The sequence below is a fragment of the Acidovorax sp. GW835-FHT14G06 genome (assembly GCF_058793595.1).
On record NZ_JBXAGA010000008.1, the window covers coordinates 270,069 to 295,088 of the forward strand.

Annotated in this window: 22 protein-coding genes; 19 read left to right on the top strand and 3 right to left on the bottom strand. The window is 65.0% G+C overall.

Annotation, left to right across the window (positions count from 1 at the left end):
• Nucleotides 1–210: 210 nt before the first annotated feature.
• The 4 genes from AC1Q64_RS16390 (at nt 211) to hprK (ending at nt 3,601) form a co-directional block, all read left to right on the top strand.
• Entirely contained in the window at nt 211–1,440 is a 1,230-nt protein-coding gene (locus AC1Q64_RS16390) for an MFS transporter (RefSeq protein ID WP_291437748.1), read from the top strand.
• Between the two features lie 243 nt (nt 1,441–1,683).
• Entirely contained in the window at nt 1,684–2,019 is a 336-nt protein-coding gene (hpf, locus tag AC1Q64_RS16395; RefSeq protein WP_015016131.1) for a ribosome hibernation-promoting factor, HPF/YfiA family, read from the top strand.
• A 113-nt stretch (nt 2,020–2,132) separates the two neighbouring features.
• Complete coding sequence (locus tag AC1Q64_RS16400; RefSeq protein ID WP_291437745.1) at nt 2,133–2,600, top strand: PTS sugar transporter subunit IIA; 468 nt, start codon at nt 2,133–2,135, stop codon at nt 2,598–2,600.
• 44 nt (nt 2,601–2,644) lie between these two features.
• On the top strand, nt 2,645–3,601 hold the full coding sequence (gene hprK, locus AC1Q64_RS16405) for an HPr(Ser) kinase/phosphatase (protein ID WP_291437743.1): 957 nt from the start codon (nt 2,645–2,647) through the stop codon (nt 3,599–3,601).
• Nucleotides 3,602–3,774: 173 nt separating this feature from the next.
• On the opposite strand, the gene fur is transcribed toward hprK, so the two are convergent.
• Nucleotides 3,775–4,194: a ferric iron uptake transcriptional regulator gene (fur, locus tag AC1Q64_RS16410; RefSeq protein WP_015016128.1), complete on the bottom strand. Its 420-nt coding sequence runs from the start codon at nt 4,192–4,194 to the stop codon at nt 3,775–3,777.
• An 89-nt stretch (nt 4,195–4,283) separates the two neighbouring features.
• Between fur and AC1Q64_RS16415 the strand changes: the two genes are divergently transcribed.
• The 6 genes from AC1Q64_RS16415 to AC1Q64_RS16440 all read left to right on the top strand — a co-directional run bounded on the left by AC1Q64_RS16415 (nt 4,284) and on the right by AC1Q64_RS16440 (nt 10,217).
• A complete protein-coding gene (locus tag AC1Q64_RS16415; protein ID WP_492252077.1) occupies nt 4,284–4,847 on the top strand; it encodes an outer membrane protein assembly factor BamE in 564 nt (187 codons plus the stop codon).
• 62 nt (nt 4,848–4,909) lie between these two features.
• A complete protein-coding gene (gene dapB, locus AC1Q64_RS16420; protein ID WP_492252078.1) occupies nt 4,910–5,749 on the top strand; it encodes a 4-hydroxy-tetrahydrodipicolinate reductase in 840 nt (279 codons plus the stop codon).
• 13 nt (nt 5,750–5,762) lie between these two features.
• Nucleotides 5,763–6,446: a MotA/TolQ/ExbB proton channel family protein gene (locus AC1Q64_RS16425; protein ID WP_492252079.1), complete on the top strand. Its 684-nt coding sequence runs from the start codon at nt 5,763–5,765 to the stop codon at nt 6,444–6,446.
• Between the two features lie 23 nt (nt 6,447–6,469).
• On the top strand, nt 6,470–6,922 hold the full coding sequence (locus AC1Q64_RS16430; RefSeq protein WP_492252080.1) for an ExbD/TolR family protein: 453 nt from the start codon (nt 6,470–6,472) through the stop codon (nt 6,920–6,922).
• 99 nt (nt 6,923–7,021) lie between these two features.
• Nucleotides 7,022–9,715, top strand: a complete 2,694-nt coding sequence (gene leuS, locus AC1Q64_RS16435) for a leucine--tRNA ligase (RefSeq protein WP_492252081.1) — start codon at nt 7,022–7,024, stop codon at nt 9,713–9,715.
• Nucleotides 9,716–9,719: 4 nt separating this feature from the next.
• On the top strand, nt 9,720–10,217 hold the full coding sequence (locus tag AC1Q64_RS16440) for an LPS-assembly lipoprotein LptE (RefSeq protein WP_492252082.1): 498 nt from the start codon (nt 9,720–9,722) through the stop codon (nt 10,215–10,217).
• A 127-nt stretch (nt 10,218–10,344) separates the two neighbouring features.
• On the opposite strand, the gene rocF is transcribed toward AC1Q64_RS16440, so the two are convergent.
• Nucleotides 10,345–11,322, bottom strand: coding sequence for an arginase (gene rocF / locus AC1Q64_RS16445; RefSeq protein WP_492252083.1), 978 nt, complete (start codon nt 11,320–11,322; stop codon nt 10,345–10,347).
• 194 nt (nt 11,323–11,516) lie between these two features.
• Between rocF and holA the strand changes: the two genes are divergently transcribed.
• Together holA and AC1Q64_RS16455 are read left to right on the top strand one after the other, a co-directional pair.
• Nucleotides 11,517–12,572, top strand: a complete 1,056-nt coding sequence (gene holA / locus AC1Q64_RS16450) for a DNA polymerase III subunit delta (RefSeq protein WP_492252084.1) — start codon at nt 11,517–11,519, stop codon at nt 12,570–12,572.
• Nucleotides 12,545–13,939, top strand: coding sequence for an NAD(P)/FAD-dependent oxidoreductase (locus AC1Q64_RS16455; protein WP_492252085.1), 1,395 nt, complete (start codon nt 12,545–12,547; stop codon nt 13,937–13,939). Before holA ends, AC1Q64_RS16455 begins: the two co-directional genes overlap by 28 nt.
• A 364-nt stretch (nt 13,940–14,303) precedes the next feature.
• On the opposite strand, the gene AC1Q64_RS16460 is transcribed toward AC1Q64_RS16455, so the two are convergent.
• Nucleotides 14,304–14,642 (bottom strand): hypothetical protein, encoded by a 339-nt coding sequence (locus AC1Q64_RS16460; protein WP_492252086.1) that lies wholly within the window; start codon nt 14,640–14,642, stop codon nt 14,304–14,306.
• A gap of 46 nt (nt 14,643–14,688) precedes the next feature.
• On the opposite strand from AC1Q64_RS16460, the gene AC1Q64_RS16465 reads away from it, so the two are divergent.
• The 7 genes from AC1Q64_RS16465 (at nt 14,689) to gshB (ending at nt 24,880) form a co-directional block, all read left to right on the top strand.
• Nucleotides 14,689–15,969 (top strand): glutamate-5-semialdehyde dehydrogenase, encoded by a 1,281-nt coding sequence (locus AC1Q64_RS16465; RefSeq protein WP_492252087.1) that lies wholly within the window; start codon nt 14,689–14,691, stop codon nt 15,967–15,969.
• 60 nt (nt 15,970–16,029) lie between these two features.
• The gene (gene trkA / locus AC1Q64_RS16470) at nt 16,030–17,493 is read left to right on the top strand and encodes a Trk system potassium transporter TrkA (protein WP_492252088.1); all 1,464 of its coding nucleotides are present in this window, start codon (nt 16,030–16,032) and stop codon (nt 17,491–17,493) included.
• A 27-nt stretch (nt 17,494–17,520) separates the two neighbouring features.
• Nucleotides 17,521–18,987, top strand: a complete 1,467-nt coding sequence (locus AC1Q64_RS16475) for a TrkH family potassium uptake protein (protein ID WP_492252089.1) — start codon at nt 17,521–17,523, stop codon at nt 18,985–18,987.
• Between the two features lie 106 nt (nt 18,988–19,093).
• Complete coding sequence (gene gshA / locus AC1Q64_RS16480; RefSeq protein WP_015016114.1) at nt 19,094–20,389, top strand: glutamate--cysteine ligase; 1,296 nt, start codon at nt 19,094–19,096, stop codon at nt 20,387–20,389.
• 258 nt (nt 20,390–20,647) lie between these two features.
• Entirely contained in the window at nt 20,648–22,516 is a 1,869-nt protein-coding gene (locus AC1Q64_RS16485) for a potassium transporter Kup (RefSeq protein ID WP_291439389.1), read from the top strand.
• Nucleotides 22,517–22,684: 168 nt separating this feature from the next.
• Nucleotides 22,685–23,872, top strand: a complete 1,188-nt coding sequence (locus AC1Q64_RS16490; protein WP_492252090.1) for a benzoate/H(+) symporter BenE family transporter — start codon at nt 22,685–22,687, stop codon at nt 23,870–23,872.
• A 51-nt stretch (nt 23,873–23,923) separates the two neighbouring features.
• Nucleotides 23,924–24,880 (top strand): glutathione synthase, encoded by a 957-nt coding sequence (gene gshB / locus AC1Q64_RS16495; protein ID WP_291439385.1) that lies wholly within the window; start codon nt 23,924–23,926, stop codon nt 24,878–24,880.
• Nucleotides 24,881–25,020: the final 140 nt, after the last annotated feature.

A 25,020-nucleotide genomic window follows, 5' to 3' on the forward strand; every position in this document is an offset into this window, starting at 1 on the left:
GTGTGGGCGGTGGGTATCCGCTGCGGGCAGTCCGAAGAACGTAGGGGGAGGGGATGCGACAGGTAGCGCCTGGGCGCAACCTAGGGATTTTACGCGCCGACCTGGAGCGCGGCGGTTTCACAAAGGAATGCGGCGGCAGGGGTGCGAGCCGGGATGCATGCGGCACACTGGGCGGCCCTGAACCTGCCTGGGCCCCTGCGGCCGTCTGCTGTGTCTTCTTCTACCCCCGAGCTTTCTCCCCGCCGTGAGCTGTGGCTGCTGCTGACGCTGGCAGGCATCCAGTTCACCCACATTCTGGACTTCATGATCATGATGCCGCTGGGCCCGCAGCTCACGCAGCTGTTTGCGATCACCGATGCGCAGTTTGGCTTGCTGGTGTCGGCCTATACGCTGTCGGCGGGGGCGTCGGGCCTGCTGGCTTCGACTTACATCGACCGCTTCGGGCGCAAGCGGCTGCTGCTGGTGCTGTATGTTCTGTTTGGGCTGGCGACGCTGGCCTGCGGCCTCGCGCCCACCTACGGCACACTGATGGTGGCGCGCATTCTCGCGGGGACTTTTGGCGGCGTGCTGTCAGCACTGTCGCAGACCATCGTGGCGGACGTGGTGCCCTTCGAGCGGCGCGGGCGTGCCATGGGCATCGTGATGACGTCGTTTTCTGTGTCCACGGTGGCTGGCGTGCCCCTGGGGCTGATCCTCGCGCAGTATGGGGGCTGGAACCTGCCGTTCATTGGCATTGCCGCCATGGTGGGAGTGCTGGCCGTGCAGGCGGCCCGCACCCTACCGACCATGGCAGGCCATGTGCAGGCTGCCCACGGGCGGTCTGTGCTGAGCGGCATCACCCAGGTGCTGGCGGATGGCAACCACCGTTGGGCATTTCTGTTCTCGGCGTTGCTGATGTTTACAGGTTTTACGGTGATTCCCTACATCACCATTTACATGCAGACCAATGCGGGTGTGCGCGCCGATCAGGTGCCGCTGGTGTACCTGTGCGGCGGGGTGGTGACCTTGTTCACGGCACGCCTGTTCGGGCGCATGACCGACCGGAATGGCAAAGTGCCCACCTTCCGGTGGCTGGCGCTCGCAGGCCTTCCCTGCATCCTGGGTATCACGCTGGTGCAGGGGTTGCCGCTGTGGGGCGTCTTGATGGTGTCCACGCTGATGTTCACTTTTGTCAGTGGTCGCATGATTCCCGGCATGGCCATCATTGCCTCCGCGGCGCATGCGCCGTTGCGGGGGACCTTCATGACGCTGAACGCCTCCGTGCAATCGGCGGCGATGGGTGTTGCGTCTTTTGTGGGAGGGGTGCTGATCAGCCGCGATGCGCAGGGGCTGGTACAGAACTACTGGGTGGCTGCGCTGGTGGGCATCGGTGCCAGCCTGCTGTCGATGCTGGTGGTGGGGCGCCTCACGCTGCATGGTGCGACGCCGTCGGCACGGTGACAAGGGAGGGGCTTGCGCTGCACTTTGGCCGGTCCCTTCAATCCGTCCATTGTGCGCGCTTTTCGGGTGCTTGGCACCTTGCCGGGCATAACCCAGTGGCCTGCGGCGGTATGGGATTGCATTTCAGGGAGGGCGGGGGCATAGTGAACCCACGACGTCAACAACAGATGCATCCAAGTTCGCCGAGCCGCTCCTCTGATCCAGGGCGGCGTTTTTCCACCGAGAGCCACAGGAGACTTATTTATGAACTTGACGATCAGCGGTCACCACCTCGAAGTTACTCCCGCCTTGCGCAACTACGTCACGACCAAGCTGGACCGGATCACCCGCCATTTTGACCAAGTTGTCGATGTCAAGGTACTGCTGACGGTAGAGAAGCAAAAGGAAAAGGAAAAGAGACAGCGAGCGGAATGCAACATCCACGTCAAGGGCAGCGACTTGTTTGCCGAGAGTTCCCACGCCGACCTGTATGCGGCTGTGGACGAACTGGTCGATAAGATGGACCGCCAGGTGGTGCGCCACAAGGACCGTTTGCAAGACCACCACCACGAAGCCGCCAAGCGCGAACTGCACGCTTGATGCGCCAGCCCTGAGCTTGGCACAGCAGCCGCCCCTCTCGGGCGGTTTTTTTGTTGCCTGACGCGCCGCGCTCAGGGTTTTCGCCAATATGTGCATAATTGTTACCCTTGACCATGAACCGACTCGCCTCCATCCTGCCCTCCGCTCAAGTGCTTGTGAGCGTGGACGCCACCAGCAAGAAGCGTGCTTTTGAAGAAGCGGGTCTGCTGTTCGAGAGCCAGCACGGCCTCTCCCGGGCGCTGATCACCGACAGCCTGTTTGCTCGTGAGCGCCTGGGCTCCACCGGGTTGGGTCATGGCGTGGCCATTCCCCACGGGCGCATCAAGGGCCTCAAGGCCCCGATGGCCGCCGTGTTTCAGTTGCTCAATCCCATTGGGTTTGATGCGCCGGACGAGTTGCCGGTGGGTCTGCTGATCTTTTTGCTGGTGCCCGAGGCGGCCACGCAAAAGCACCTGGAAATCCTCTCCGAGATCGCCGAGTTACTCAGCGATTCGGCCTTGCGCGAAAAGCTCAAGGGCTGCGCCGATGCCGCCGAACTGCACGGCATGATCGCGGGCTGGCAGTCCACCCAAACGGCCTGAGTGCCCCAGCCGCCGCCTGCGCTGCTCATCCTGACTGACCTGCCGTGAAGCCCAATGTTGTCAGTGCCGATGTCCTTTTTGAGGAATTTCGCGGTCCCCTGAAATGGGAGTGGGTGGCAGGTCTCGGAGCTTCCGAGCGCCGTTTTGATGAAGTGGCCGTGCGCTCTGCGCGGTCCGGGGCCGATCTCGTCGGCTACCTCAATTACATCCATCCCTACCGGGTCCAGATTCTGGGCGAGCGCGAAATTGCCTACCTGAGCAACGCGTCCCCCGACGATTGCAAGCGCCGTATCGCCCGCATCGTGACGCTGGAGCCGCCCGTGCTGGTGCTGGCTGACAACCAGACCGCACCTGACGCGCTGGTGTCGATGTGCGAACGTGCGCAGATTCCGATGTTCTCCACGCACGAGTCGTCGGCTTTTGTCATCGACGTGCTGCGCGCCTACCTGTCCAAGCACTTCGCCGACCGCACCACCATGCACGGCGTGTTCATGGATATTCTGGGCCTGGGGGTGATGATCACCGGCGAGTCCGGCTTGGGCAAGAGCGAGCTGGGTCTGGAGCTGATCTCGCGCGGCAACGGCCTGGTGGCCGACGATGCCGTGGACCTGTTTCGCATCAACCAGACCACCATCGAGGGCAAGTGCCCCGAATTGCTGCAGAACCTGCTGGAGGTCCGCGGCATTGGCCTGCTCGACATCCGCGCGATCTTTGGCGAGACGGCCGTGCGTCGCAAGATGCGCCTCAAGCTCATCGTGCACCTGGTGCGCAAAGAGACGCTGGAGCGTGACTACGAGCGCCTGCCCTATGAGCCGCTCACCCAGGACGTGCTCGGCGTGCCCGTGCTCAAGGTGGTGATCCAGGTGGTAGCCGGCCGCAACATCGCCGTGCTGGTCGAAGCTGCTGTGCGCAACACCATCCTGCAACTGCGCGGAATCGACACCTACCAGGAGTTCGTCGAGCGCCACCGCCGCGCCATGGAGCGCGACGCAGGGGGTTAGTCTGCTTCGTATTTGATAGCTGCTGGCGCTTGATGTACGGGCTAAAAGGCCGATTTTGAGGCCCAAAGACGCGTGCTCACTGGCGCGCTCCAGGCCGCTGTCCCCGCGCAAGATCTGCCCCGCTGTGCCGGGGGCGTCCCCTCCAGGGGGCAAGCGCGAAGCGACTCAGGGTGTTACCCTTTTTTTGCGCAGTCGGCGCACTGCCCGTACAGCGCCATCGTGTGGTCCTGCACCAGCCAGCCCTTGGCCTTGGCCACGGCATGCTGCCGCTTTTCGATCTCGGGGTCATAGAACTCCTCCACCTTGCCACACGAGGTGCAGATGAAGTGGTCGTGGTGCTGCCCCTCGTTGAGCTCGTACACGGCCTTGCCGCTCTCGAAGTTGCTACGGATCAGGATGCCCGCCTGCTCGAACTGTGTGAGCACCCGGTAGACGGTGGCCAGGCCAATGTCCGAGCGTTCTTCCAGCAGCACGCGGAACACGTCTTCCGCAGTCATGTGGCGCTGCGCACCCTTCTGGAAAATCTCCAGAATCTTCAGGCGAGGCAGTGTGGCCTTGAGTCCCGTGCTTTTGAGTTCGTCGATATTGGTCATGGCTGGCTCTTTCGGGGGCGGGCCGCCGCCTCAGGGTCTGGAGGGGCTGCCGCTACAATGGGACGATCATATCCTTTGGCCTTTTACCCATGCCCGTCCAAGCCCGTTACAGCGCCCGTCTGGGCCTGGTTGTGTTGATCGGTGCCAGCATGGCCGCCCTGACCGGTTGCGGCAGTCTGGATGGTGCCAGCAGTCGCATCGCCAGCATCGTCAAGCCCTACCGGGTGGACGTGGTGCAGGGCAATTTCGTGTCCCGTGAGCAGGTCGAAGCCCTGCAGCCTGGCATGAGCCGCCAGCAGGTGCGCGAGATTCTCGGAACGCCCCTGGTCACCAGCCTGTTCCACGCGGACCGCTGGGAGTACGTGTTCACGCTCAAACGCCCTGGTGAAGAGATCCAGACCCGCAAGCTGACCGTGTTCTTCAAGGGCGATGCCCTGGAGCGCTCCGAAGGCGATGAAATGCCGTCCGAGACCGAATTCGTCGCCACGCTCGGCGCGCGCGACGGCGCCAAGGGCAAGGTGCCGGTGCTCGAGGCCACGCCGGAGCAACTGGCCAAGTACCCCGTCAAGGAACGTCCCGCACCGGCAGCCGCTGCAACGCCTGCGCTGCCTGCCACCACCAGTTACCCGCCGCTCGAAGCGCCTGCGCGCTGATCCTTGCGGCTTGGCAGTGCGCCTTGTGCGCTCGCTGCCCTTTCATTGAACAGGACCTTTTCATGACCGCGACTTCTTCGCCTGCGGCTCCCGCGGCATCCCCCCTCCGTGTGGCCGTCGCCGGGGCTTCGGGCCGCATGGGCCGCATGCTGATCGAGGCCATCCGCGCCAGCGACGACTGCGTGCTGGCCGGTGCACTGGATGTGGCCGCCAGCCCGGCCATCGGCTCGGACGCCACCGCCTTTCTGGGCTACGCCAGCGGAGTGGCCATCACGGCCGACGTGGCGGCCGGCCTGAAGAACGCAGAGGTGCTCATTGACTTCACCCGCCCCGAGGGCACGCTGGCCCACCTGGCCGTGTGCAGCCAGCTGGGCGTGAAGGCCGTCATCGGCACCACCGGCTTCACCGATGCGCAAAAGGCCGAACTCGACGCCTACGCACAGCGCACCGCCATCATGTTCTCGCCCAACATGAGCGTGGGTGTGAACGTCACGCTCAAGCTGCTGCAAATGGCCGCCAAGGCCATGGCCACGGGGTACGACATCGAAATCATCGAAGCCCACCACCGCCACAAGGTCGATGCACCCTCGGGCACCGCGCTCAAGATGGGCGAGGTGATTGCCGAGGCCCTGGGCCGCGACCTCAAGGACTGCGCCGTGTACGCCCGCGAAGGCGTGACGGGCGAGCGCGACCCCTCCAGCATCGGCTTTGCCGCCATCCGTGGTGGCGACATCGTGGGCGACCACACCGTGCTGTTTGCGGGCATCGGCGAGCGCATCGAGGTCACGCACAAGTCCTCCAGCCGCGCCACGTACGCGCAGGGCGCCTTGCGCGCTGTGCGCTTCCTGTCGGCCCACAAGACTGGCATGTTCGACATGTTCGACGTGCTGGGCTTGCACTGATCCGCCGACTCCCATGGACGCGCTCCACTGGTGGCGCCAGGGCGATGCCGTCACGCAAAGCGCGGCACTGGTCTTGCTGGCCATGTCGGTGTCCAGCTGGGTGGTCATTGTGTGGAAGCTTCGGCTCATGCGGCGCGCCAGTGCCGACGTGTCCCGCTGCACGGCCGCGTTCTGGCAGGCGCCATCGCTCGCTCTTGCGCAGCAGCGTTTGCAGGCTTTTGACCGGGATGCGCTAGTGCTTCCTTTGGTGATTGCTGCAAATTTAATAGCAACTCATGCGGGCGGCGGTGCCCAGCCCACGCTGGCCACGGCGGGTAGCTTGTCCCAGCAACTCACGCGCGTGTTGCGCGATGCCCTGCACGATGTGCTGGGCCGCCTGCAGTTTGGCCAGGTGCTGCTGGCCACGGTGGGTTCCACGGCGCCCTTTGTGGGGTTGCTGGGTACGGTGTGGGGCATCTACCACGCTCTCACTGCCATGGCAGGTGCGGGGCAGATCACCATCGACCGCGTCTCTGGCCCCGTGGGCGAGGCGCTGGTGATGACGGCTGCAGGGCTGGCCGTGGCGATCCCCGCCGTGCTGGCGTACAACGTGTTTGGCCGCCTGATTGGCCGCATCGAGGCCGACCTGGAAGGGTTTGCGCGTGATTTGCGCGAGCTGGTCATCGACACATCGGCCCACGCCGATTCCCGGCCCTGAGCGCCAGCAAGGGTGACCTCACCATGGCCTTCGGAAGACTGGAGCGCACCACAGGGCCGCAGCCCATGAGCGACATCAACATGACGCCGCTGGTGGACGTGATGCTGGTGCTGGTGGTCATCTTCATCCTCACGGCACCGCTGCTGGCCAGCTCCATCCGGCTGGACTTGCCGCGCACCGAAGGCGCCACGCCCGGCACGGCCCCGCAATTCGTTACGCTGGTGGTCGATGCCTCGGGGCAGGCCTTTCTGGATGACCAGCCTTTGTCGCAAACCGCGCTGGCAGAGCGCCTGCGCCGCATCGGCGCCGAGCGCCCTGACACCGAGGTGCAGCTGCGCGCCGACGCTGCCGTGCCCTATGGCCGCGTGGTCGAAGTCATGGGCGCGGCCCACCTGGCTGGGCTGCAGCGCATCGGATTTGTGGCCGAACCTGCGGCGAATCCTGTGTCGCCTGCGTCTCCAGCCCCGTCCCGCTGACCCACCCCGGCTGCTGGCACGCTGGTGCCAGTCCCTGACCGCCTAAAATCCCTGCAGCGCGGCCCTGCGGCTGCACTCTTCTCTCACCCCCGAGCTCCCATGCAAGACAAATACTCTCCCCAAGACGTCGAACGCGCGGCGCACGACCACTGGACCGCCACCGACGCCTACCGCGTGACGGAAGACACCAGCAAGAAGAAGTTCTACGCCTGCTCCATGCTGCCCTACCCCAGCGGCAAGCTGCACATGGGCCATGTGCGCAACTACACCATCAACGACATGCTCACGCGCTACCTGCGCATGAACGGCCACAACGTCTTGATGCCCATGGGTTGGGACGCCTTCGGCCTGCCCGCCGAAAACGCGGCGCTGAAGAACGGCGTGCCGCCTGCCAAGTGGACGTACGAAAACATCGCGTACATGAAAAAGCAGATGCAGGCCATGGGCCTGGCCATCGACTGGAGCCGTGAAGTGGCCACCTGCGACCCTGAGTACTACAAGTGGAACCAGTGGCTGTTCCTGAAGATGCTGGAAAAGGGCATTGCCTACCGCAAGACCCAGGTGGTGAATTGGGACCCAGTGGACCAGACCGTGCTGGCCAACGAGCAGGTGATTGACGGCAAGGGCTGGCGCACCGGCGCCACGGTCGAGAAGCGCGAGATCCCCGGCTACTACCTCAAGATCACCGACTACGCCGAAGAGCTGCTGGGCTTTGTGACCGGCGACAAGCTGCCCGGCTGGCCCGAGCGCGTGAAGCTGATGCAGGAGAACTGGATCGGCAAGAGCGAAGGCGTGCGCTTTGCCTTCACGCACGACATCGCCGGTGAAGACGGCGAACTGATCGGCGACGGCAAGATGTACGTGTTCACCACGCGGGCCGATACCATCATGGGCGTGACCTTCTGCGCTGTGGCCCCAGAGCACCCGCTGGCCGCACACGCTGCCAAGACCAACCCTGCGCTCAAGGCCTTCATCGAAGAATGCAAGAGCGGCGGCACCACCGAGGCAGAACTCGCCACGCAAGAGAAGAAAGGCGTGCCCACAGGCCTGTACGTCACGCACCCCCTCACCGATGAGAAGGTGCAGGTCTGGGTCGGCAACTACGTGCTGATGGGCTACGGCGACGGCGCGGTGATGGGCGTGCCTGCGCACGATGAGCGCGACTTCGCGTTTGCGCTCAAGTACGGCATCGAGATCAAGCAGGTCGTGCTGGTCGATGGCGAGCACTTTGACTACCACCAGTGGAATGACTGGTACGGCGACAAGCAGCGCGGCGTGACCATCAACTCCGACAGCTTCAGCGGCCTGTCGTACAAGGAAGCCGTGAACGCCGTGGCCCATGCGCTGCAGCAAAAGGGCCTGGGCGAGAAGAAGACCACCTGGCGCCTGCGTGACTGGGGCGTGAGCCGCCAGCGCTACTGGGGCACACCCATCCCGATCATCCACTGCGACGAGCACGGCGCCGTGCCCGTGCCCGAAAAAGACCTGCCCGTGGTGCTGCCGCAAGACTGCATCCCTGACGGCTCGGGCAACCCGCTGCACAAGCACGAAGGCTTCCACGCTGGCGTGACCTGCCCCGTGTGTGGCAAGCCCGCCCGCCGCGAGACGGACACCATGGACACGTTCGTGGACAGCTCGTGGTACTTCATGCGGTATTGCGACCCCAAGAACGCGGACGCGATGGTGGCTGGCGGTGCCGACTACTGGATGCCGATGGATCAATACATCGGCGGCATTGAGCACGCCATCCTGCACTTGCTGTACGCGCGCTTCTGGACCAAGGTGATGCGCGACCTGGGCCTGGTGAAAGTGGACGAGCCCTTCACCAAGCTGCTCACGCAAGGCATGGTGCTCAACCACATCTACAGCCGCCGCACCGCCAAGGGCGGCAAGGACTACTTCTGGCCGCACGACGTGGAGCATGTGCTGGACGAAGGCGGCAAGATCATCGGCGCCAAGCTCAAGAACGAAGCCACCAGCGGCGACGGCATGCTGCCTGTGGGCACGCCCATCGACTACGAGGGCGTGGGCACCATGTCCAAGTCCAAGAACAACGGCGTGGACCCGCAGGACCTGATCGAAAAGTACGGCGCCGACACCGCCCGCCTGTACACCATGTTCACCGCCCCACCCGAAGCCACGCTGGAGTGGAACGACGCCGCCGTCGAAGGCAGCTACCGATTCCTGCGCCGCGTGTGGAACTTCGGCCTCAAGCTCTCGGCCATTGACCGCGATGCGGCCATGGCCAGCGTGGCCGGTGCCAGCAGCCTGCAGGACGTGCAGTTTGGCAAGGAGGCCAAGGCCCTGCGCCTGGAGATCCACTACGTGCTCAAGCAGGTGGACTACGACTACCAGCGCATGCAGTACAACACCGTGGTCTCGGGCGCGATGAAGATGATCAACGCGCTCGAAGACTTCAAGGCCACGGACTCGGCCGGTGCGCAGGTGGCGCTGATCGAAGGCTTTGGCATCCTGCTGCGCTGCCTCTACCCCGCCACGCCCCACATCGCCCACAGCCTGTGGACGGGCCTGGGCTACGCCGGTGCGCTGGGCGATCTGCTCGATGCGCCCTGGCCGCAGGTGGATGCCGGTGCGCTGGTGCAGGACGAGATCGAACTCATGCTGCAGGTCAACGGCAAGCTGCGAGGCTCCATCCATGTGCCCGCCCAGGCCGACAAGGCCGAGATCGAGCGCATTGCGCTGGCCAGCGAGGCCTTCACCGCCCAGGCCGCCGGGGCCGCGCCCAAACGTGTGATCGTGGTGCCGGGCCGTCTGGTGAACGTGGTGGTCTGACCCCATGAACAAACGCACCCTGCTCAGCCTGGCCCCGGTGGCCCTGTTGTCTGCCTGCGGATTCCGGCTGCGTGGTGTGCCGGAGTTCGGGTTTGGCTCGCTCTACATTGCGGCCCCCTCCACCTCGCCGCTGGCGCGTGAGCTGCAGCGCACACTCGACGGATCGGGCAGCCAGCTCAAGCTGCTGCGCGACCCGGCCAGCATGCCGACGGCAGAGGCCATCTTCGATCTGCTGCAGGAGCAGCAGGAGCGTGTGGTGGTGGGCCTCAATGCGTCGGGCCAGGTGCGCGAACTGCAGCTGCGCCTGCGCATCAAGTTCCGCCTGCGCACGCCCACTGGGGTGGAGCTGATTCCTGACACCGAGCTGCTGCAGCAGCGCGACATCAGCTACAACGAAACCATTGCGCTGGCCAAAGAGGCCGAAGAGGCGCTGCTCTACCGCGACATGCGGACGGATCTGGTGCAGCAGCTTATGCGCCGCCTGGCGGCTGCCAAGCGCTAAGAACAGCTCACAGAACTCCCCTGGCGTTGTTGTCTCGCCTTGTCGTACTAGTCGTGCTGCCTGCGGCGAAACGCCTGGCCATGGCCGCTTCGCTGAGTTTTGTGAGCTGCTCTAAGAATGTGCGCGCTCAGGCGCTCAGCGTCGGCCCATGGCCGTGCGAGGGCACGCGCATGAGCGTGCTCTTGCCAAACAGCGACTCCACCAGGTCCACCGCCAGCACGGCCGTGCGGTTGCGCACATCCAGCGCGGGGTTGAGCTCCACAATGTCCAGCGAGGCCAAACGCCCGCTGTCGGCAATCATCTCCATGCACAACTGCGCTTCTCGGTAGGTGGGGCCACCGGGCACCGTGGTGCCCACCCCGGGCGCAATGTCGGGGTCCAGAAAGTCCACATCAAAGCTCACATGCAGGTGAGTGTGCGCATCCAGTCCGGCCAGCGCCTGCTGCATGGTCTGGCGCATGCCCACCTCGTCGATGTAGCGCATGTCGAACACCTCCAGGCCTTGCTCGTGCACAAAACGCTTTTCGCCCGCGTCCACGCTGCGGATGCCGATCTGCCGGATCTGCGACGGGTGCAGCGCCGGCCCACCGCCCGGCATGCGGGCAAGCCCGGTCAGCGCCTCGGGCCCAAACCCGCACAGGCAGGCCACGGGCATGCCATGCACATTGCCGCTGGGAGTCAATGCACTGGTGTTGAAGTCGGCATGGGCATCCAGCCACAGCACGCGCAGTTTTTTACCCACCTCTGCGCAATGGCGGGCCACGGCGCTGATGCTGCCCAGGCCCAGGCAGTGGTCTCCGCCCAGCAGGATGGGCAGGTGGCCCAGCTGCAGCTCGGCATACATAGCGTCGAACACGCGCTGGTTCCACTCCACCACCTCCGGCAGGTGACGGTAGCCGTCCACGGGCGGCAGCCACGGGTTGGCGGGGCCGCTCAAGTTGCCCCGGTCAAACACCTGCAGTCCGTGCGACTCCAGTGCTGCCTGCAGGCCCGCCACACGCAGTGCCTCGGGCCCCATGGAGGCGCCCCGCGCCCCGGCGCCGATGTCGGTGGGGGCGCCGATCAGGCTGGTGGGCTGGGCGCTGCGCAGGGCGGTGGGTGGCATGGTACGGGGGCTTTCTGGGAAGGCGGTCAATGTCGGTGCGGGCGCGTGCACGCGCCCCGGGGGAATTCTCGGGGCTTTGGGCGCCAATGAATAGCGCTGCAGCTGATCAGTTCGTGGTCTCTCTTGTGCACTGTGAGGGCATACGCTGGCAATTTGCGCAGTGCCGGGCCTGCCTAGGCGATAAACTTTGCCGTATGCAAGTCGCCCTGGCCCAACTCTCTCAGCATCTTCAACGGGGCCTGTCGCCGCTTTATGTCCTGCATGGCGATGAGCCCTTGCTGCAGCAGGAGGCGGCCGACGCCATCCGCGCCACCGCCCGCACTCAGGGCTACACCGAGCGCAGCAGCTACACCGTGGCCGGCGCCCATTTCGACTGGAGTGCGGTGCTGGCGGCAGGTGGCTCCTTGAGCCTGTTTGCCGACAAGCAGATCGTCGAGATCCGCATCCCCTCGGGCAAGCCCGGCAAGGACGGCAGCGTGGCCCTGCAGCAGATTGCCGAATCCGCCAGGGGCAACGACAGCACCCTTACGCTGGTGATGCTGCCGCGCCTGGACAAGGCCACGCGCACCGGCGCCTGGTTTGCTGCGCTGGAGGGCAACGGCACGTCGATCCAGATCGACCCCATCGAGCGCGGCATGCTGCCGCAGTGGATTGCCCAGCGCCTGGCCGCACAAGGACAGCGCGTGGTGGCGGGCGAAGAGGGCCAGCGCACGCTGCAGTTTTTTGCCGACCGCGTGGAAGGCAACCTGCTGGCCGCGCACCAAGAGATCCAAAAGCTGGCCCTGTTGCACCCGGCGGGTGAGTTGACCCAGGCCCAGGTCGAAGCCGCTGTGCTCAACGTGGCGCGCTACGACGTGTTCAAGCTGTCCGAATCTGTATTGGCCGGGCAGACGGCCCGCGTGCAGCGCATGCTCGACGGCCTGCAGGCCGAAGGCGAGGCCGAGGTGCTGGTGCACTGGGCGCTGGCCGAAGACATCCGGGCCTTGAAGCGCGTGAAAGACGCCATGAACGCGGGCCGCCCCCTGCCCATGGCCCTGCGCGAGAACCGCATCTGGGGCCCCAAGGAGCGGCTGTTCGAGCGCATCCTGCCCAAGGCCAGCGATGCCGCCCTGGCGCGCCTGCTGCAATCGGCCCACACGGTGGATGGCATTGTCAAAGGCCTCAAGCAGCCCGACTGGCCGCAAGACGGCTGGCAGGCCCTGCAGCGCCTGGCCTTTCAGCTGTGCCGCCTGACCAGCGCGGCACGTTGATGGCGGCCGCTGCTGCCTCCCTGCCACTGCCGCAGGGCTCCCTGCCCCTGCGCCTGCCCAACGACGACTCCACCAACGGCTGGTCCGCCATCCTGCCCCCGCGCACGCCGCGCCCTGCACTGCAGGGTGATGTGCAGGCCGACTGGTTGGTGCTGGGCGCTGGCTTTGCGGGCCTGGCCGCGGCGCGCCGCCTGGCCGAGCTGCGCCCCCACGCCCACATCGTGGTGGTGGACGCAGTCACCGTGGGCAACAACGCCTCGGGCCGCAACTCGGGCTTTGCGATCGATGTGCCGCACAACATCGGCAGCTCGCTCGAAGAACTGCGCCAGGCAGCGCACTACCAGGCCTTGCTCAAGGCGGGGCTGAATGATCTGGAGCAACTGGTAGCGCACCACCGCATCGACTGCCAGTGGCGCCGTGCAGGCAAGTACCACTGCGCCGTGTCGCCCGCTGCCGAGCGCACGCTGCAGCACCATGTGCAGGAGCTGCGCGCCCTGGGTGCACCGCACGAGTTGCTGGACCGCAGCGCCCTGGCCGCGCGCCTGGGCACCCGCTACTTTGCCGCCGGGCTCTACACGCCAGGCTCCGTGCTGCTCAACCCCGCCGCGCTGTGCCGGGGCCTGGCCGATGCGCTGCCTGCCAACGTCACCCTGTACGAGCAAACGCCGGTGCAGCGGCTGGACCTGTCGGGCGGCACGGTGGTGGCGCACACCCCGCAGGGCAGCGTGCGTGCGCCGCAGTTGTTGCTTGCGGCCAATGGTTTTGCGCAGCAGCTGGGGCTGTTTGGCAGCGCCTGGGGGGCGGAGACGTTTCCGTTGGTCACCTTTGGCTCGCTCACAGCCCCGCTCACCCCCGGGCAGCGCAGCCGCCTGGGCGCGCCCGAGGGCTGGGGCGTGACGCCCGCCAGCGCCGTCACGGGGGCCACGCTGCGCTACACGGACGACCACCGCATTCTGGTGCGCCAGGGTTTTGAATATGCGCCGCAGTTCCGTGTCAGCCCCGCGGTGCGCGAGCGCGTGCGGCGCGAGCATGCGGCCGTGTTTGCGGCGCGTTTCCCGCAGCTGGCCGATGTGGCGTTGGCGCATTTCTGGGAAGGCTCGATTGCCATCACCCGCAATGGCGCGCCGCGCTGGGGGCGGCTGGCACCGCAGGTGCATGGGGTGGCGGGGTGCAATGGGGCGGGGGTGGTGAAGTTCACGGCCCTGGGGGCTCTGGCGGCGGATTTGGCGCTGGGGCAGGACCACCCGTTGCTGGCGCATGCCTTGGCCTTGGGCGGGCCGACGCGCATGCCGCCGCAGCCGTTCATGGGGCTGGGGGTGCGGGCTTATATTGCGCGGGAGAAGTGGTTGGGGCGAGCGGAGGTTTGAGGGGTTTTTGGCCTCTGGTGCTTGTGCAATAAGCTGCAGTCGCTATGAATTTAAGAGCAATCTGCCGATTGGGTGGCGTGTCTTTGCTCAGGGCGGTAGCCGGGTTGTCGCCCCGGCGGGCGAGGTACTTTTCTTTGCTTCGCCAAAGAAAAGTACCCAAAAGAAAGGCGACCCCACTGTCTGCGTCCCTGCGCTTCGCTTCGGGCAACCTGCGGTGCTCGCGTCCAGCGGGGTCTCGCTCAAACTCGCTGCGCTCAAACAGTCGCGAGCCCTGATCCGCTGGCCGCTGCGCTCCTCGGCGCATACAGAGGTGAGGGGAAACGAACAGCCACTCGGGCCGTCGCGTTGCTCGGCCCCGGAGTGGTCAGCCAGCGTTCAAGGTGCCCTGTGCTTTTTCTGCCCACATCGTCAGGTTCGCCACCAGATCCTTCTGGCTGAACGAGCAGCTTTCCTCTGAAAACAGCGCGCTCGATTCCAGCCGGTCCAGCAGGTTCAGCAGCACTTCGCTGTAGCGCGGGGGCAGGGCGGCCAGCAGGGTGGTTTGCTCGCGGGCCAGGGTGCTCAGGGTGGCGGCGGTGTGGTCGCCGCGTTCAAAGGCTTGCAGGGCCTGGGTGAAGGTGGTGAGCTGGGTGTGGGCGGTGTCGGTCATGGCGTAGCCGGGCGGGTCCAGGATGGGTGATACGTCCGAGGGTAAAGCAGCCATGGGCCCGCGCCCACCGGGCCGATACCAAGTGCGGCAAAATCGCCGGATGAACGCCCTCAACGTCGCTGAATACACGCACTCTCTCGGTCTCCAGGCAAAAACGGCCTCTGCGCTGATGGCCAAAGCGCCAGCAGCTATCAAAAACAAAGCGCTCAAGGCGCTGGCCCGGTTGCTGCGCGAGAACGTGGCGGCGCTCCAGATCGACAACGCCAAAGACCTGGAGCGCGCCGTGGCCAATGGCCTGGCAGGCCCGATGGTGGACCGGCTCAAGCTCACCCCCAAGGTGCTGGAAACCTGCGCCGAAGGCTGCGAGCAGCTGGCCGCGATGCCCGACATCATTGGCGAGATCATTGGCATGAAGCAGCAGCCCAGCGGCATTCGCGTGGGGCAGATGCGGGTGCCGATCGGGGTGTTCGGCATGATCTATGAGAGCCGCCCCAACGTGACCATCGAGGCCGCGTCGCTGTCGATCAAGAGCGGCAATGCCTGCATCCTGCGCGGCGGCTCGGAGGCCATCGATTCGAACAAGGCGCTGGCCAGGCTGGTGCAGCAGGCGCTGGCCGAAGCCGGCCTGCCGCAAGACGCGGTGCAACTGGTGCAGACCACCGACCGCGAGGCCGTGGGCCAGCTTATCGCCATGCCGCAGTTTGTGGACGTGATCATTCCGCGTGGTGGCAAGGGCCTGATCGAGCGCATCAGCCGCGATGCCAAGGTGCCTGTGATCAAGCACCTGGACGGCAACTGCCACACCTATGTGGACGACCCCTGCGATATCGCCATGGCGGTGAAGGTGGCCGACAACGCCAAGACGAACAAGTACAGCCCCTGCAACGCCAGCGAAGGCCTGCTGGTGGCGCGCGGTGTGGCGGCAGAGTTTTTGCCAAAGATTGGCGCGGTGTATGCCGCCAAGGGCGTGGAGATGCGCGGCTGCCCCGAGTCGCTGGCCATTCTGGCCGACGTGCCCGGCGCCCAACTGGTGCCCGCCACCGAGCAGGACTGGAGCGAGGAATACCTGGCCCCCATCATCAGCGTGAAGATCGTGGCGGGTGTTCATGAGGCCATCGCCCACATCAACCGCTATTCCAGCCACCATACCGACGCCATCCTGACGCGCGACCACATGCATGCCCAGCAGTTCCTGCGCGAGGTGGATTCTGCCAGCGTGATGGTGAACGCGAGCACGCGGTTTGCCGACGGTTTCGAGTACGGCCTGGGCGCCGAAATCGGCATCAGCACCGACAAGTTCCATGCGCGGGGCCCGGTGGGCATCGAAGGCCTCACTTCGCTCAAGTACGTGGTGCTGGGCGAAGGCGAGGTGCGGGCCTGATGTGCTCCTGAAACGATAGCTGCTGGCGCATGCTTGACTAGCGCTTGCGGCATATTTCACATGAAAATCATCATCCTCGGCGCCGGCCGCGTAGGCCAGAGCGTGGCAGACAGCCTGGTGTCCGAGCGCAACGACATCACCGTCATCGACACCGATGCCGCGCGCCTGCGCGACCTGGAGTCGCGGTTTGACCTGCGGGGCGTGGTGGGCAACGGCATCGAGCCCGCCGTGCTGGCCGAGGCGGGCGCCGAAGACACCGACCTGCTGATCGCCTGCGCAGCGCAGGACGAGACCAACCTGGTGTGCTGCAAGATCGCGCAGCTCATGTTCAACATCCCCAGGCGCATTGCGCGGGTGCGGTCCACAGGCTTTGAGGCCCATGAACGGCTGGTGGGCCCCGAGGGGTTTGCGGTGGACCGCATCATTTGTCCTGAAGAGTCGCTGACCCGCTACATCGGCAAGCTCATCGAGTATCCCGAGGCCATGCAGGTGCGCGAATTTGCCGGGGGCCGCGCTTGCCTGGTGTCGGTGCGGGCCCGCGTGGGGGCGCCCATGGTGGGGCACACCATCGGGGCGCTGCGCGAGAGTGCGCCTGAGCTGGCCATGCGCATGGTGGCGATCTACCGGCGGTTTCCGGACGAGCCCGACCGGTTCATCGCCTGCGATGGCAGCACGCGGATCGACCCAGGTGACGAGGTGTTCGTGCTGGCCGCGCATGAGCACATCGCCAACGTGCTGGCCGCATTGCACCGCCCCGCATCCCAGCAGCCCCAGCCTGTGCGCCGCATCATGATTGCGGGCGGCGGCCGCGTGGGCCTGCGACTGGCTCGGCAGCTCAGCCAGGCGGGTGGGCGTTTTCACATCAAGATCATCGAGGACCACGCCGACCGCTGCGTGGAGCTGGCCTCGGCGCTTCCGTCCGATGTGCTGGTGCTGCAAGGCGACACCACCGACGAGGACCTGCTGGGCGATGAAGGCATCGAAGAGGTGGACCTGTTCCTGGCGCTCACCGACGATGACGAGGACAACATCATGTCCTGCCTGCTGGCCAAGCGCATGGGCGCCAGCCGGGTGCTGGCCCTCATCAACCGGCGCAGCTATGCCGACCTGATGCACGGCACGCAGATCGACATCGCGCTGTCGCCCGCGCAGGCCATGCTGGGTGAGCTGCTGGCCTATGTGCGCCAGGGCGACGTACAGGCCGTGCACAGCCTGCGCCGGGGTGTGGCCGAGGCGCTGGAGATCGTGGCGCGTGGCGATCGCAAAAGCTCGCGCGTGGTCGGCCGCCAGGTCAGCGATCTGCAGCTGCCGCGTGATGTGCACATTGGCCTGATCGTGCGCGGTTTGCCGGATGTATCGAACGCCACGGGTTCGTCGGGTACCGATCTGCGCGAGCCTGAGGTCATCATTCCGCGCAGCGCGACGGTGATCGAGAGCAATGACCACGTGGTGTTCTTCCTGCCCAACAAGCGGCTGGTGCGCGACGTGGAAAAGCTCTTCCGCGTGAGCGCGACCTTTTTCTGACTTGGCATCGAGCTGCGCGAGACCCCCATGACGGACATGTTTCCCGTTCTGCGTGTGCTGGGCATTCTCGTGATGATCTTCTCGCTGTCCATGGGCCTGCCGCTGGCAGTGTCGCTGTGGACGCGCGACGGCGTCTGGTTTGTGTACCCGCTGGCCATGGGTGCCACGATGCTGGCAGGTGCGTGGCTGTGGTGGCGGTTGCGGCTGTTCCGGCAAGAACTGCAACCGCGCCACGGCGTGATGCTGGTCTCGCTGGTGTGGATGCTGCTGCCCCTGTCGGCCGCGCTCCCGTTGATGCTGGCGGGGCACTACACGGGGAAGCCGCTGTCGTTCACCCACGCCTACTTCGAAGCCGTGTCGGGGCTCACCACCACGGGCTCCACCGTGCTCGCGGGCCTGGATGCCCTGCCGGTGTCGGTCAATGTGTGGCGCACCTTCTTGCAGTGGATGGGCGGCATGGGCATCCTGATCCTGGCGGTGGCCGTGCTGCCGCTGCTGGGCGTGGGCGGCAGCCAGCTGTTCAAGGCCGAGGCGGCGGGACCGCTGAAGGACACCAAGCTCACGCCGCGCATGACCGGCACCGCCAAGGGCCTGTGGGGGGTGTATGCGCTGTTCTCCACACTGTGTGGCCTGGCCTACTGGGTCGCTGGCATGGCGCCGCTTGATGCGCTGATGCACATGTTCGCCACCGTGAGCCTGGGCGGGCTGTCGTCGCATGACCTGAGCTTTGGCTACTTCCAGTCGCCGCTGCTGGAGGCGATCTGCATCTTCTTCATGCTGGTGGCCAGCTGCAATTTTGCGTTGTACTTCGTGGCCATTCGCAAAGGCCAGTGGGGCGGCTTCTGGCGCGACCCGGAGCTGCGGGCCACCCTTTTTACGCTCGTTGGCGGCGGGCTGCTGGTGGCGCTGCTGCTGTGGGCCAAGGGCGTCTATGCGCCGCTCGAGGCGCTGCGCCATGGCATGTTCAACCTGGTGTCGCTGGCCACCACCACCGGCTTTGCCACCGTGGACTACCTCGCCTGGCCGGTGTTTGCGCCCGTGTTCATGCTGCTGCTGTCGGGCGTGGCAACGAGTGCTGGCTCGACGGGTGGGGGAATCAAGATGGTGCGCATGCTCATTCTGGTCAAGCAGGCGCGCCGCGAGATGAACCGCCTGGTGCACCCGCGCGCCGTGCAGCCGGTGCAGCTGGGCGGCGCCGTGGTGGACAACCGCGTGATCTTTTCGGTGCTGGCCTTCATGCTGGTCTATGGCGGCACGGTCTTTGGGCTGAGCATGGTCATGCTGCTGACGGACCTGGACCCGGTGACGGCGTTTTCGGTGGTCTTGGCCAGCGTCAACTGCGCGGGCCCCGGCCTGGGCAGCGTGGGTCCGGCGTCCAACTATGCGGTGCTGACCGATTTTCAGATCTGGGTGTGTACGCTGGCCATGCTGCTAGGGCGGCTGGAGATACTGAGCTTCATGGCCTTGCTCACCCCGGCGTTCTGGCGCCGATAGTCGGCAGATAGTCGGCATCGCCGTTGCCGCACAGGAGGTGGCTTGCGAAAACCCGGCGTGGCCCCACATCCTACAATTCACTGCAATCGCTTCCCGAGGGCTTTCCATGGTTCCGCATCTCATCACGGCCCTCACCGGGCCGATCAACGAACTCGAACAGCGCATTCTCGACTCGATGCCTGCCATCGAACGCTGGTTCCGGCTGGAGTGGATGGAGCACACGCCGCCGTTCTATACGTCGGTAGACATCCGCAATGCGGGCTTCAAGCTGGCCCCGGTCGATACCAACCTGTTTCCTGGCGGCTGGAACAACCTGACCAAGGAGATGCTGCCGCTGGCCGTGCAGGCTGCCATGGCCGCCATCGAGAAGATCTGCCCCGAGGCGCGCAACCTGCTGATCATCCCGGAGAACCACACGCGCAACACGTTCTACCTGTCCAACGTGGTACAGCTGCAGCGTATCTTCAACATGGCGGGCCTCAACGTGCGCGTGGGCTCCATCAGCCCCGAGATCAAGAAGTCCACGCTGATCGAGCTGCCCAATGGCGACACCGTGACATTGGAGCCTGTAGTGCGCACCAAGCGCCGCCTGGGCCTCAAGGACTTCGACCCCTGCACGATCCTGCTCAACAACGACCTCACGGCGGGCGCCCCCGGCATTCTGGAAGACATCCACGAGCAGTACCTTCTGCCCCCGCTGCATGCCGGCTGGAGCGTGCGCAAGAAGAGCACCCACTTCAAGAACTATGAAGAGGTGGCCAAGCGCTTTGGCAAGATGCTGGGTATCGACCCCTGGCTGGTCAACCCCATGTACAGCCAGTGTGGCGAGGTGGACTTTGCCGAGGGCACGGGCATGGACCAGCTGCAGACCAGCGTGGATGCGCTGCTGACCAAGGTGCGCCGCAAGTACAAGGAATACGGCATCAACGAAAAGCCCTTCGTGATCGTCAAGGCCAACAACGGCACCTACGGCATGGGCATCATGACTGTGCGCGACGCCAAGGAGCTGGACGCCGTCAACCGCAAGACGCGCAACAAGATGGCCGTGATCAAGGACGGCCAGCCCGTGAGCGAAGTCATCATCCAGGAAGGGGTGCTGACGCAGGAGCGCGTGAACGACGCCGTGGCCGAGCCGGTGGTCTACATGATGGACCGCTACGTCGTGGGTGGCTTCTACCGCATGCACGCCGAGCGCGGCGTGGATGAAAACCTCAATGCGCCCGGCGCGAGTTTTGTCCCGCTGGCCTTCGAGCACAGCACCCACATGCCCCAGCCCGGCGTGCGCCCTGGCGTGAGCGCCCCCAACCGCTTCTACATGTACGGCGTGGTGGCCCGGCTGGCGATGCTGGCGGCCAGCTATGAGCTGGAGGCGACCAACCCCGACGCCGAGGTGTACGACTAAGAGAACCCAGCGCCTCCGAGACGCTTCGCGTCTTGGGAGTGGTCGGTTTCTAGGCCTTCGGCCTCCAGATTTGGCCCCGCAGTGGGCCATCGGGTGATCGATATAGCCCGTCATGCCATGCCAGCGCCCGCTTGCCAAGTGCAAGTTGCTGCGTTGCAACATGGGGTTTCGCCTCCAGGCGCTTGATCTGGCTCAGGCGCACAATAGCGTTCCCAAAAGTAACGGAACCCCGTCTGGCCCAGTGCGCGGGGGTGGTCAGTGCAAAGCTCCAAGTCATCGCTCGCAGCGCTCACGCTGGGCGCCATCGGTGTTGTGTATGGCGATATCGGCACCAGCGTGCTGTATGCCGTCAAGGAGGTGTTCGGGTCCGGCCATGTGCCGTTCACGCCCGCAAACATCTACGGCATCCTCTCCATCTTTTTCTGGACCCTCACGGTCATCGTATCCCTGAAGTACGTGGTGCTGGTGCTGCGCGCCGACAACCACGGCGAAGGCGGCCTCATCGCCATGCTGGCCCTGGCCTCCCAGGCCGTCAAAGACAAACCCAAGCTGCGTAGCGTGTTGCTGGGCGTAGGTATTTTTGGCACTTCGCTGTTTTATGGCGATGGCGTCATCACCCCGGCCATCTCGGTGCTGTCGGCGGTGGAGGGGTTGGAGGTCGTGTCGGATCACTTCAAGCACTATGTGATTCCGATCACGCTGGTGGTGCTGTTTTGCCTGTTTGCCGTGCAAAAGCGCGGCACCGGCGGCATCGGCAAGTTTTTTGGCCCCATCACGCTGGTGTGGTTTGCCACCATCGCGCTGCTGGGTGTATCGCACATCGTGGGCCACCCCGAGATCCTGTGGGCACTGAGCCCGCACCATGCGCTGGGCTTCATGTGGGCCAACCCGGGCACCAGTTTCATCATTCTGGGCGCGGTGGTGCTGTGCGTGACGGGCGCCGAGGCGCTGTATGCCGACCTGGGCCACTTCGGCAAGCGCCCGATCCGCATGGCCTGGTTTGGCGTGGCGATGCCGGCACTCACCCTCAATTATTTTGGCCAGGGTGCGCTGCTGCTCGCCGAGCCCGAGGCCGTCAAGAACCCGTTTTATCTGATGGCACCCGACTGGGCGCTGGTGCCCCTGGTCATCCTGGCCACGATGGCCACAGTGATTGCTTCGCAGGCTTTGATCACCGGCGCGTTCAGCGTGACCAAGCAGGTCATCCAGCTGGGCTACCTGCCGCGCTTGAACATCCAGCACACCAGCGTGCGCGACACGGGTCAGATCTACATGCCACTGGTCAACTGGGGGCTGTTCGTGGCCATCGTGCTGGCGGTGGTGATGTTCCGCTCGTCGAGCAACCTCGCGGCTGCCTACGGCATTGCGGTGACCCTGGACATGCTGATCACCACCACGCTGACTTTCTTCGTGATCCGCTATGGCTGGCGGTATCCGCTGGCGCTGTGTGTTGCGGCCACAGGGTGCTTCTTTGTGGTGGACCTGGCGTTCTTCGCCTCCAACCTGCTCAAGCTGTTCCAGGGCGGCTGGTTCCCGCTGATGATCGGCGGCATCGTGTTCTCGCTGATGATGACCTGGAAGGAAGGGCGCCGCCTGCTCAATGACAAGCTGCGCGCCGATGCCATCGACCTCAAGGACTTTCTGGAGTCGATCTTCATCAGTCCGCCAATGCGTGTGGACGGCACGGCGGTCTTCCTGACGGCCGAAACCGGCGCTGTGCCCAATGCCTTGTTGCACAACCTCAAGCACAACAAGGTGCTGCACCAGCAAAACCTGTTCGTCACCGTGCACAACCACGAGACGCCCTGGATTGGCCTGGACAAGCGGCTGCAGGTGGAATCGCTGGGGCACGACTGCTGGCAGGTGGTGGTGCACTACGGCTTCAAGAACGACCCGGACCTGCCCCGCGCGCTGGAACTGCTGCGGGGGCGCGGCTGTGAGCTGGAGCCCATGACCACGAGCTATTTCCTGTCGCGGGACACTGTCATCCCCACTATCGGCAGCGGCATGGCGCCCTGGCGCGAAAAGCTGTTTGCGCAGATGCACCACAACGCCAGCGGCGCGGCCGACTTCCTGCACCTGCCCAACAACGCCGTGGTCGAACTGGGCTCCAAGATCGAGATCTGACCGCTCGCGGGCTCGCCGGGCACCCCGTAGGCGTGTGCGCCCGGCTTTGGGCTGTTTTAGCCTGGTAGCGCTAGTGCCAATTGCCTAAGTTGCTATCAATAGTGTAGTGCTTGGGTGGTTTGGAGGTCACTCCAGGTGCCGGGGGCGCGCGGTGACAGAATCCCGCCCATGCAATTTTTCAAAGACCTGAGCCTTTCGACGGCGGTGGCGGGCTTCGTGGCCGTGCTGGTGGGCTTCACCAGTTCGGTGGCCATCGTGTTCCAGGCCGCCCAGGCGTTTGGCGCGACGCCGGCACAGATCACTTCCTGGATGTGGGCGCTGGGGCTGGGCATGGGGCTATGTTCGCTGGTGCCTTCATTGATCTTGCGCCAGCCTGTCATGGTGGCCTGGTCTACACCGGGTGCCGCCGTGCTGGCCACGGCGGGGCTGGCGGGCGGTTTCAGCATGGGCGAGGCCATTGGCGCCTTCATGCTCAGCGCATTGCTCATGACCCTGGCGGGCGTCACCGGCTGGTTCGAGCGTGTGATGAACCGCATCCCCATGGAAATCGCCGCAGCCCTGTTGGCCGGTGTGCTGGCCCGCTTTGGCCTGCAGGCGTTTGCGGCAGCCCAGACCGCGCTGCCGTTGGTGCTGCTGATGTTGATGGTGTATCTGGTGAGCCGCCGTCTGGGCCCCCGGTATGCGGTGGTCATCACCCTCGCAGTGGCGGTGGGGTTTGTGGCTACTCAGGGGCACATGGCCTGGTCGGCTGTGCAGCTGGAATTGGCCATGCCGGTGTTCACCCCACCCCAGTTCAGTGTGGCGGCGGCTGTCAGTCTGGCGATTCCTTTGTTTGTGGTCACCATGGCGTCGCAGAACCTGCCCGGTGTGGCGGTGATCCGTGCGTCGGGCTACGACCTGCCCATCTCACGGCTCATCACGCTCACGGGTCTGGCAACCCTGGTGCTGGCGCCTTTTGGCGCATTTGCGCTCAACTTCAGCGCTATCACCGCCGCGATGTGCATGGGCCCAGAGGCGCACGCCGATCGCAGTCGGCGGTACACGGCCGCTGTGGCGTGTGGCGCCATCTACGTGGCGATTGGCCTGTTTGGTGCCGTCATCACCGGATTGCTGACCGCGTTTCCCAAAGAGCTGGTGGTGGCCATTGCGGGCTTGGCCCTCCTGGGCACCATTGGCAACGGTCTGGCGGCAGCGCTGCGGGATGTGTCGCACCGGGAGGCGGCGCTCATCACCTTCCTTGTCACCCTCAGTGGGGTGGTAGTCGCAGGGATCGGGTCGGCCTTCTGGGGCGTGGTGGCCGGCAGCATTGCGCTATTTGTGCAACAGTACGGGCGTTCGCGGGCCCGTGGCGCGTAAGGCGTCCCGGCTGTCTGGGCCACAGGCTTCCCCTCTCTTTGATCTGACACCATGAAACTGCTCTTCATCGCCGACCCGCTGCAAAGCTTCAAGATCTACAAGGACACCACCTTTGCCATGATGCGCGAGGCGCAGGGGCGCGGGCACACCCTCACGGTGTGCGAACCGCAGCACATCACCTGGCAGCGCGGCAGCAAGGTCACCGCCCGGGTGCAGGACATCCGCCTCACGGGGGATGCCACCCATTGGTACGAGGCGCAACCGCAGCGCAGCGCCGCATTGGCCGAATTTGACGCGGTGCTCATGCGCAAAGACCCGCCCTTCGACAGCGAGTACTTTTACGCCACCCACCTGCTGGAGCAGGCGGAACGCGACGGTGCCCGGGTGTTCAACAAACCCAGCGCGTTGCGGGACCATCCGGAAAAGCTGGCCATCATGGAGTTTCCACAGTTCATCGGGCCGACGCTGGTCACCCGGGACGCCGAAGACATTCGCCGTTTCCACGCGGAGCACCAGGACATCATCCTCAAGCCTCTGGATGGCATGGGTGGCATGGGTATCTTCCGCGTCGGGCCGGATGGCCTCAACCTGGGCAGCATCACCGAAACCCTCAATCGCCACGGCGCGCAGAGCGTGATGGTGCAGAAGTTTTTGCCTGAGATTATTGAGGGGGACAAGCGAGTCCTCATCATTGGAGGCAAGCCTGTACCGTTCTGTCTGGCGCGTATTCCCCAGGGTAGTGAAGTGCGGGGCAATCTGGCCGCTGGCGGCAAGGGCGTGGCTCGCCCGCTGTCTGCGCGGGACCGTGAAATTGGAGAAGCGCTCGGCCCGGTGCTGCAGTCGCGCGGCTTACTGCTCGCCGGGGTGGATGTGATCGGCGACTGCGTCACAGAGATCAATGTCACCAGCCCGACCTGCTTCCAGGAGATCTTTGATCAGACCGGGTGCGACGTGGCCTATCTGTTCCTTGATGCTTTGGAGGCGGCTGTTGCTGGATTGGGTGGCTGAGCGGTGGTGAGGATAAAGTCTGGGGTTTTCCCTGTGGTCGCTTCAAACCGTGCTATAGTCGAGGGCTTCGCTACTGAGACCTTGCTGCGAAAGTGAGTGGGTCGGTGGATGTGGTTTGAGGTGGTGCTTTGTGCGCTGCC

What these genes read in the sequence shown, in the direction of transcription:
- hpf (WP_015016131.1), top strand. Translation starts at nt 1,684, where the DNA reads ATGAACTTGACGATCAGCGGTCACCACCTCGAAGTTACTCCCGCCTTG.
- AC1Q64_RS16400 (WP_291437745.1), top strand. Translation starts at nt 2,133, where the DNA reads ATGAACCGACTCGCCTCCATCCTGCCCTCCGCTCAAGTGCTTGTGAGC.
- fur (WP_015016128.1), bottom strand. Translation starts at nt 4,194, where the DNA reads ATGACCAATATCGACGAACTCAAAAGCACGGGACTCAAGGCCACACTG.
- AC1Q64_RS16415 (WP_492252077.1), top strand. Translation starts at nt 4,284, where the DNA reads ATGCCCGTCCAAGCCCGTTACAGCGCCCGTCTGGGCCTGGTTGTGTTG.
- dapB (WP_492252078.1), top strand. Translation starts at nt 4,910, where the DNA reads ATGACCGCGACTTCTTCGCCTGCGGCTCCCGCGGCATCCCCCCTCCGT.
- AC1Q64_RS16425 (WP_492252079.1), top strand. Translation starts at nt 5,763, where the DNA reads ATGGACGCGCTCCACTGGTGGCGCCAGGGCGATGCCGTCACGCAAAGC.
- AC1Q64_RS16430 (WP_492252080.1), top strand. Translation starts at nt 6,470, where the DNA reads ATGGCCTTCGGAAGACTGGAGCGCACCACAGGGCCGCAGCCCATGAGC.
- leuS (WP_492252081.1), top strand. Translation starts at nt 7,022, where the DNA reads ATGCAAGACAAATACTCTCCCCAAGACGTCGAACGCGCGGCGCACGAC.
- AC1Q64_RS16440 (WP_492252082.1), top strand. Translation starts at nt 9,720, where the DNA reads ATGAACAAACGCACCCTGCTCAGCCTGGCCCCGGTGGCCCTGTTGTCT.
- rocF (WP_492252083.1), bottom strand. Translation starts at nt 11,322, where the DNA reads ATGCCACCCACCGCCCTGCGCAGCGCCCAGCCCACCAGCCTGATCGGC.
- holA (WP_492252084.1), top strand. Translation starts at nt 11,517, where the DNA reads ATGCAAGTCGCCCTGGCCCAACTCTCTCAGCATCTTCAACGGGGCCTG.
- AC1Q64_RS16460 (WP_492252086.1), bottom strand. Translation starts at nt 14,642, where the DNA reads ATGGCTGCTTTACCCTCGGACGTATCACCCATCCTGGACCCGCCCGGC.
- AC1Q64_RS16465 (WP_492252087.1), top strand. Translation starts at nt 14,689, where the DNA reads ATGAACGCCCTCAACGTCGCTGAATACACGCACTCTCTCGGTCTCCAG.
- trkA (WP_492252088.1), top strand. Translation starts at nt 16,030, where the DNA reads ATGAAAATCATCATCCTCGGCGCCGGCCGCGTAGGCCAGAGCGTGGCA.
- AC1Q64_RS16475 (WP_492252089.1), top strand. Translation starts at nt 17,521, where the DNA reads ATGACGGACATGTTTCCCGTTCTGCGTGTGCTGGGCATTCTCGTGATG.
- gshA (WP_015016114.1), top strand. Translation starts at nt 19,094, where the DNA reads ATGGTTCCGCATCTCATCACGGCCCTCACCGGGCCGATCAACGAACTC.
- AC1Q64_RS16490 (WP_492252090.1), top strand. Translation starts at nt 22,685, where the DNA reads ATGCAATTTTTCAAAGACCTGAGCCTTTCGACGGCGGTGGCGGGCTTC.
- gshB (WP_291439385.1), top strand. Translation starts at nt 23,924, where the DNA reads ATGAAACTGCTCTTCATCGCCGACCCGCTGCAAAGCTTCAAGATCTAC.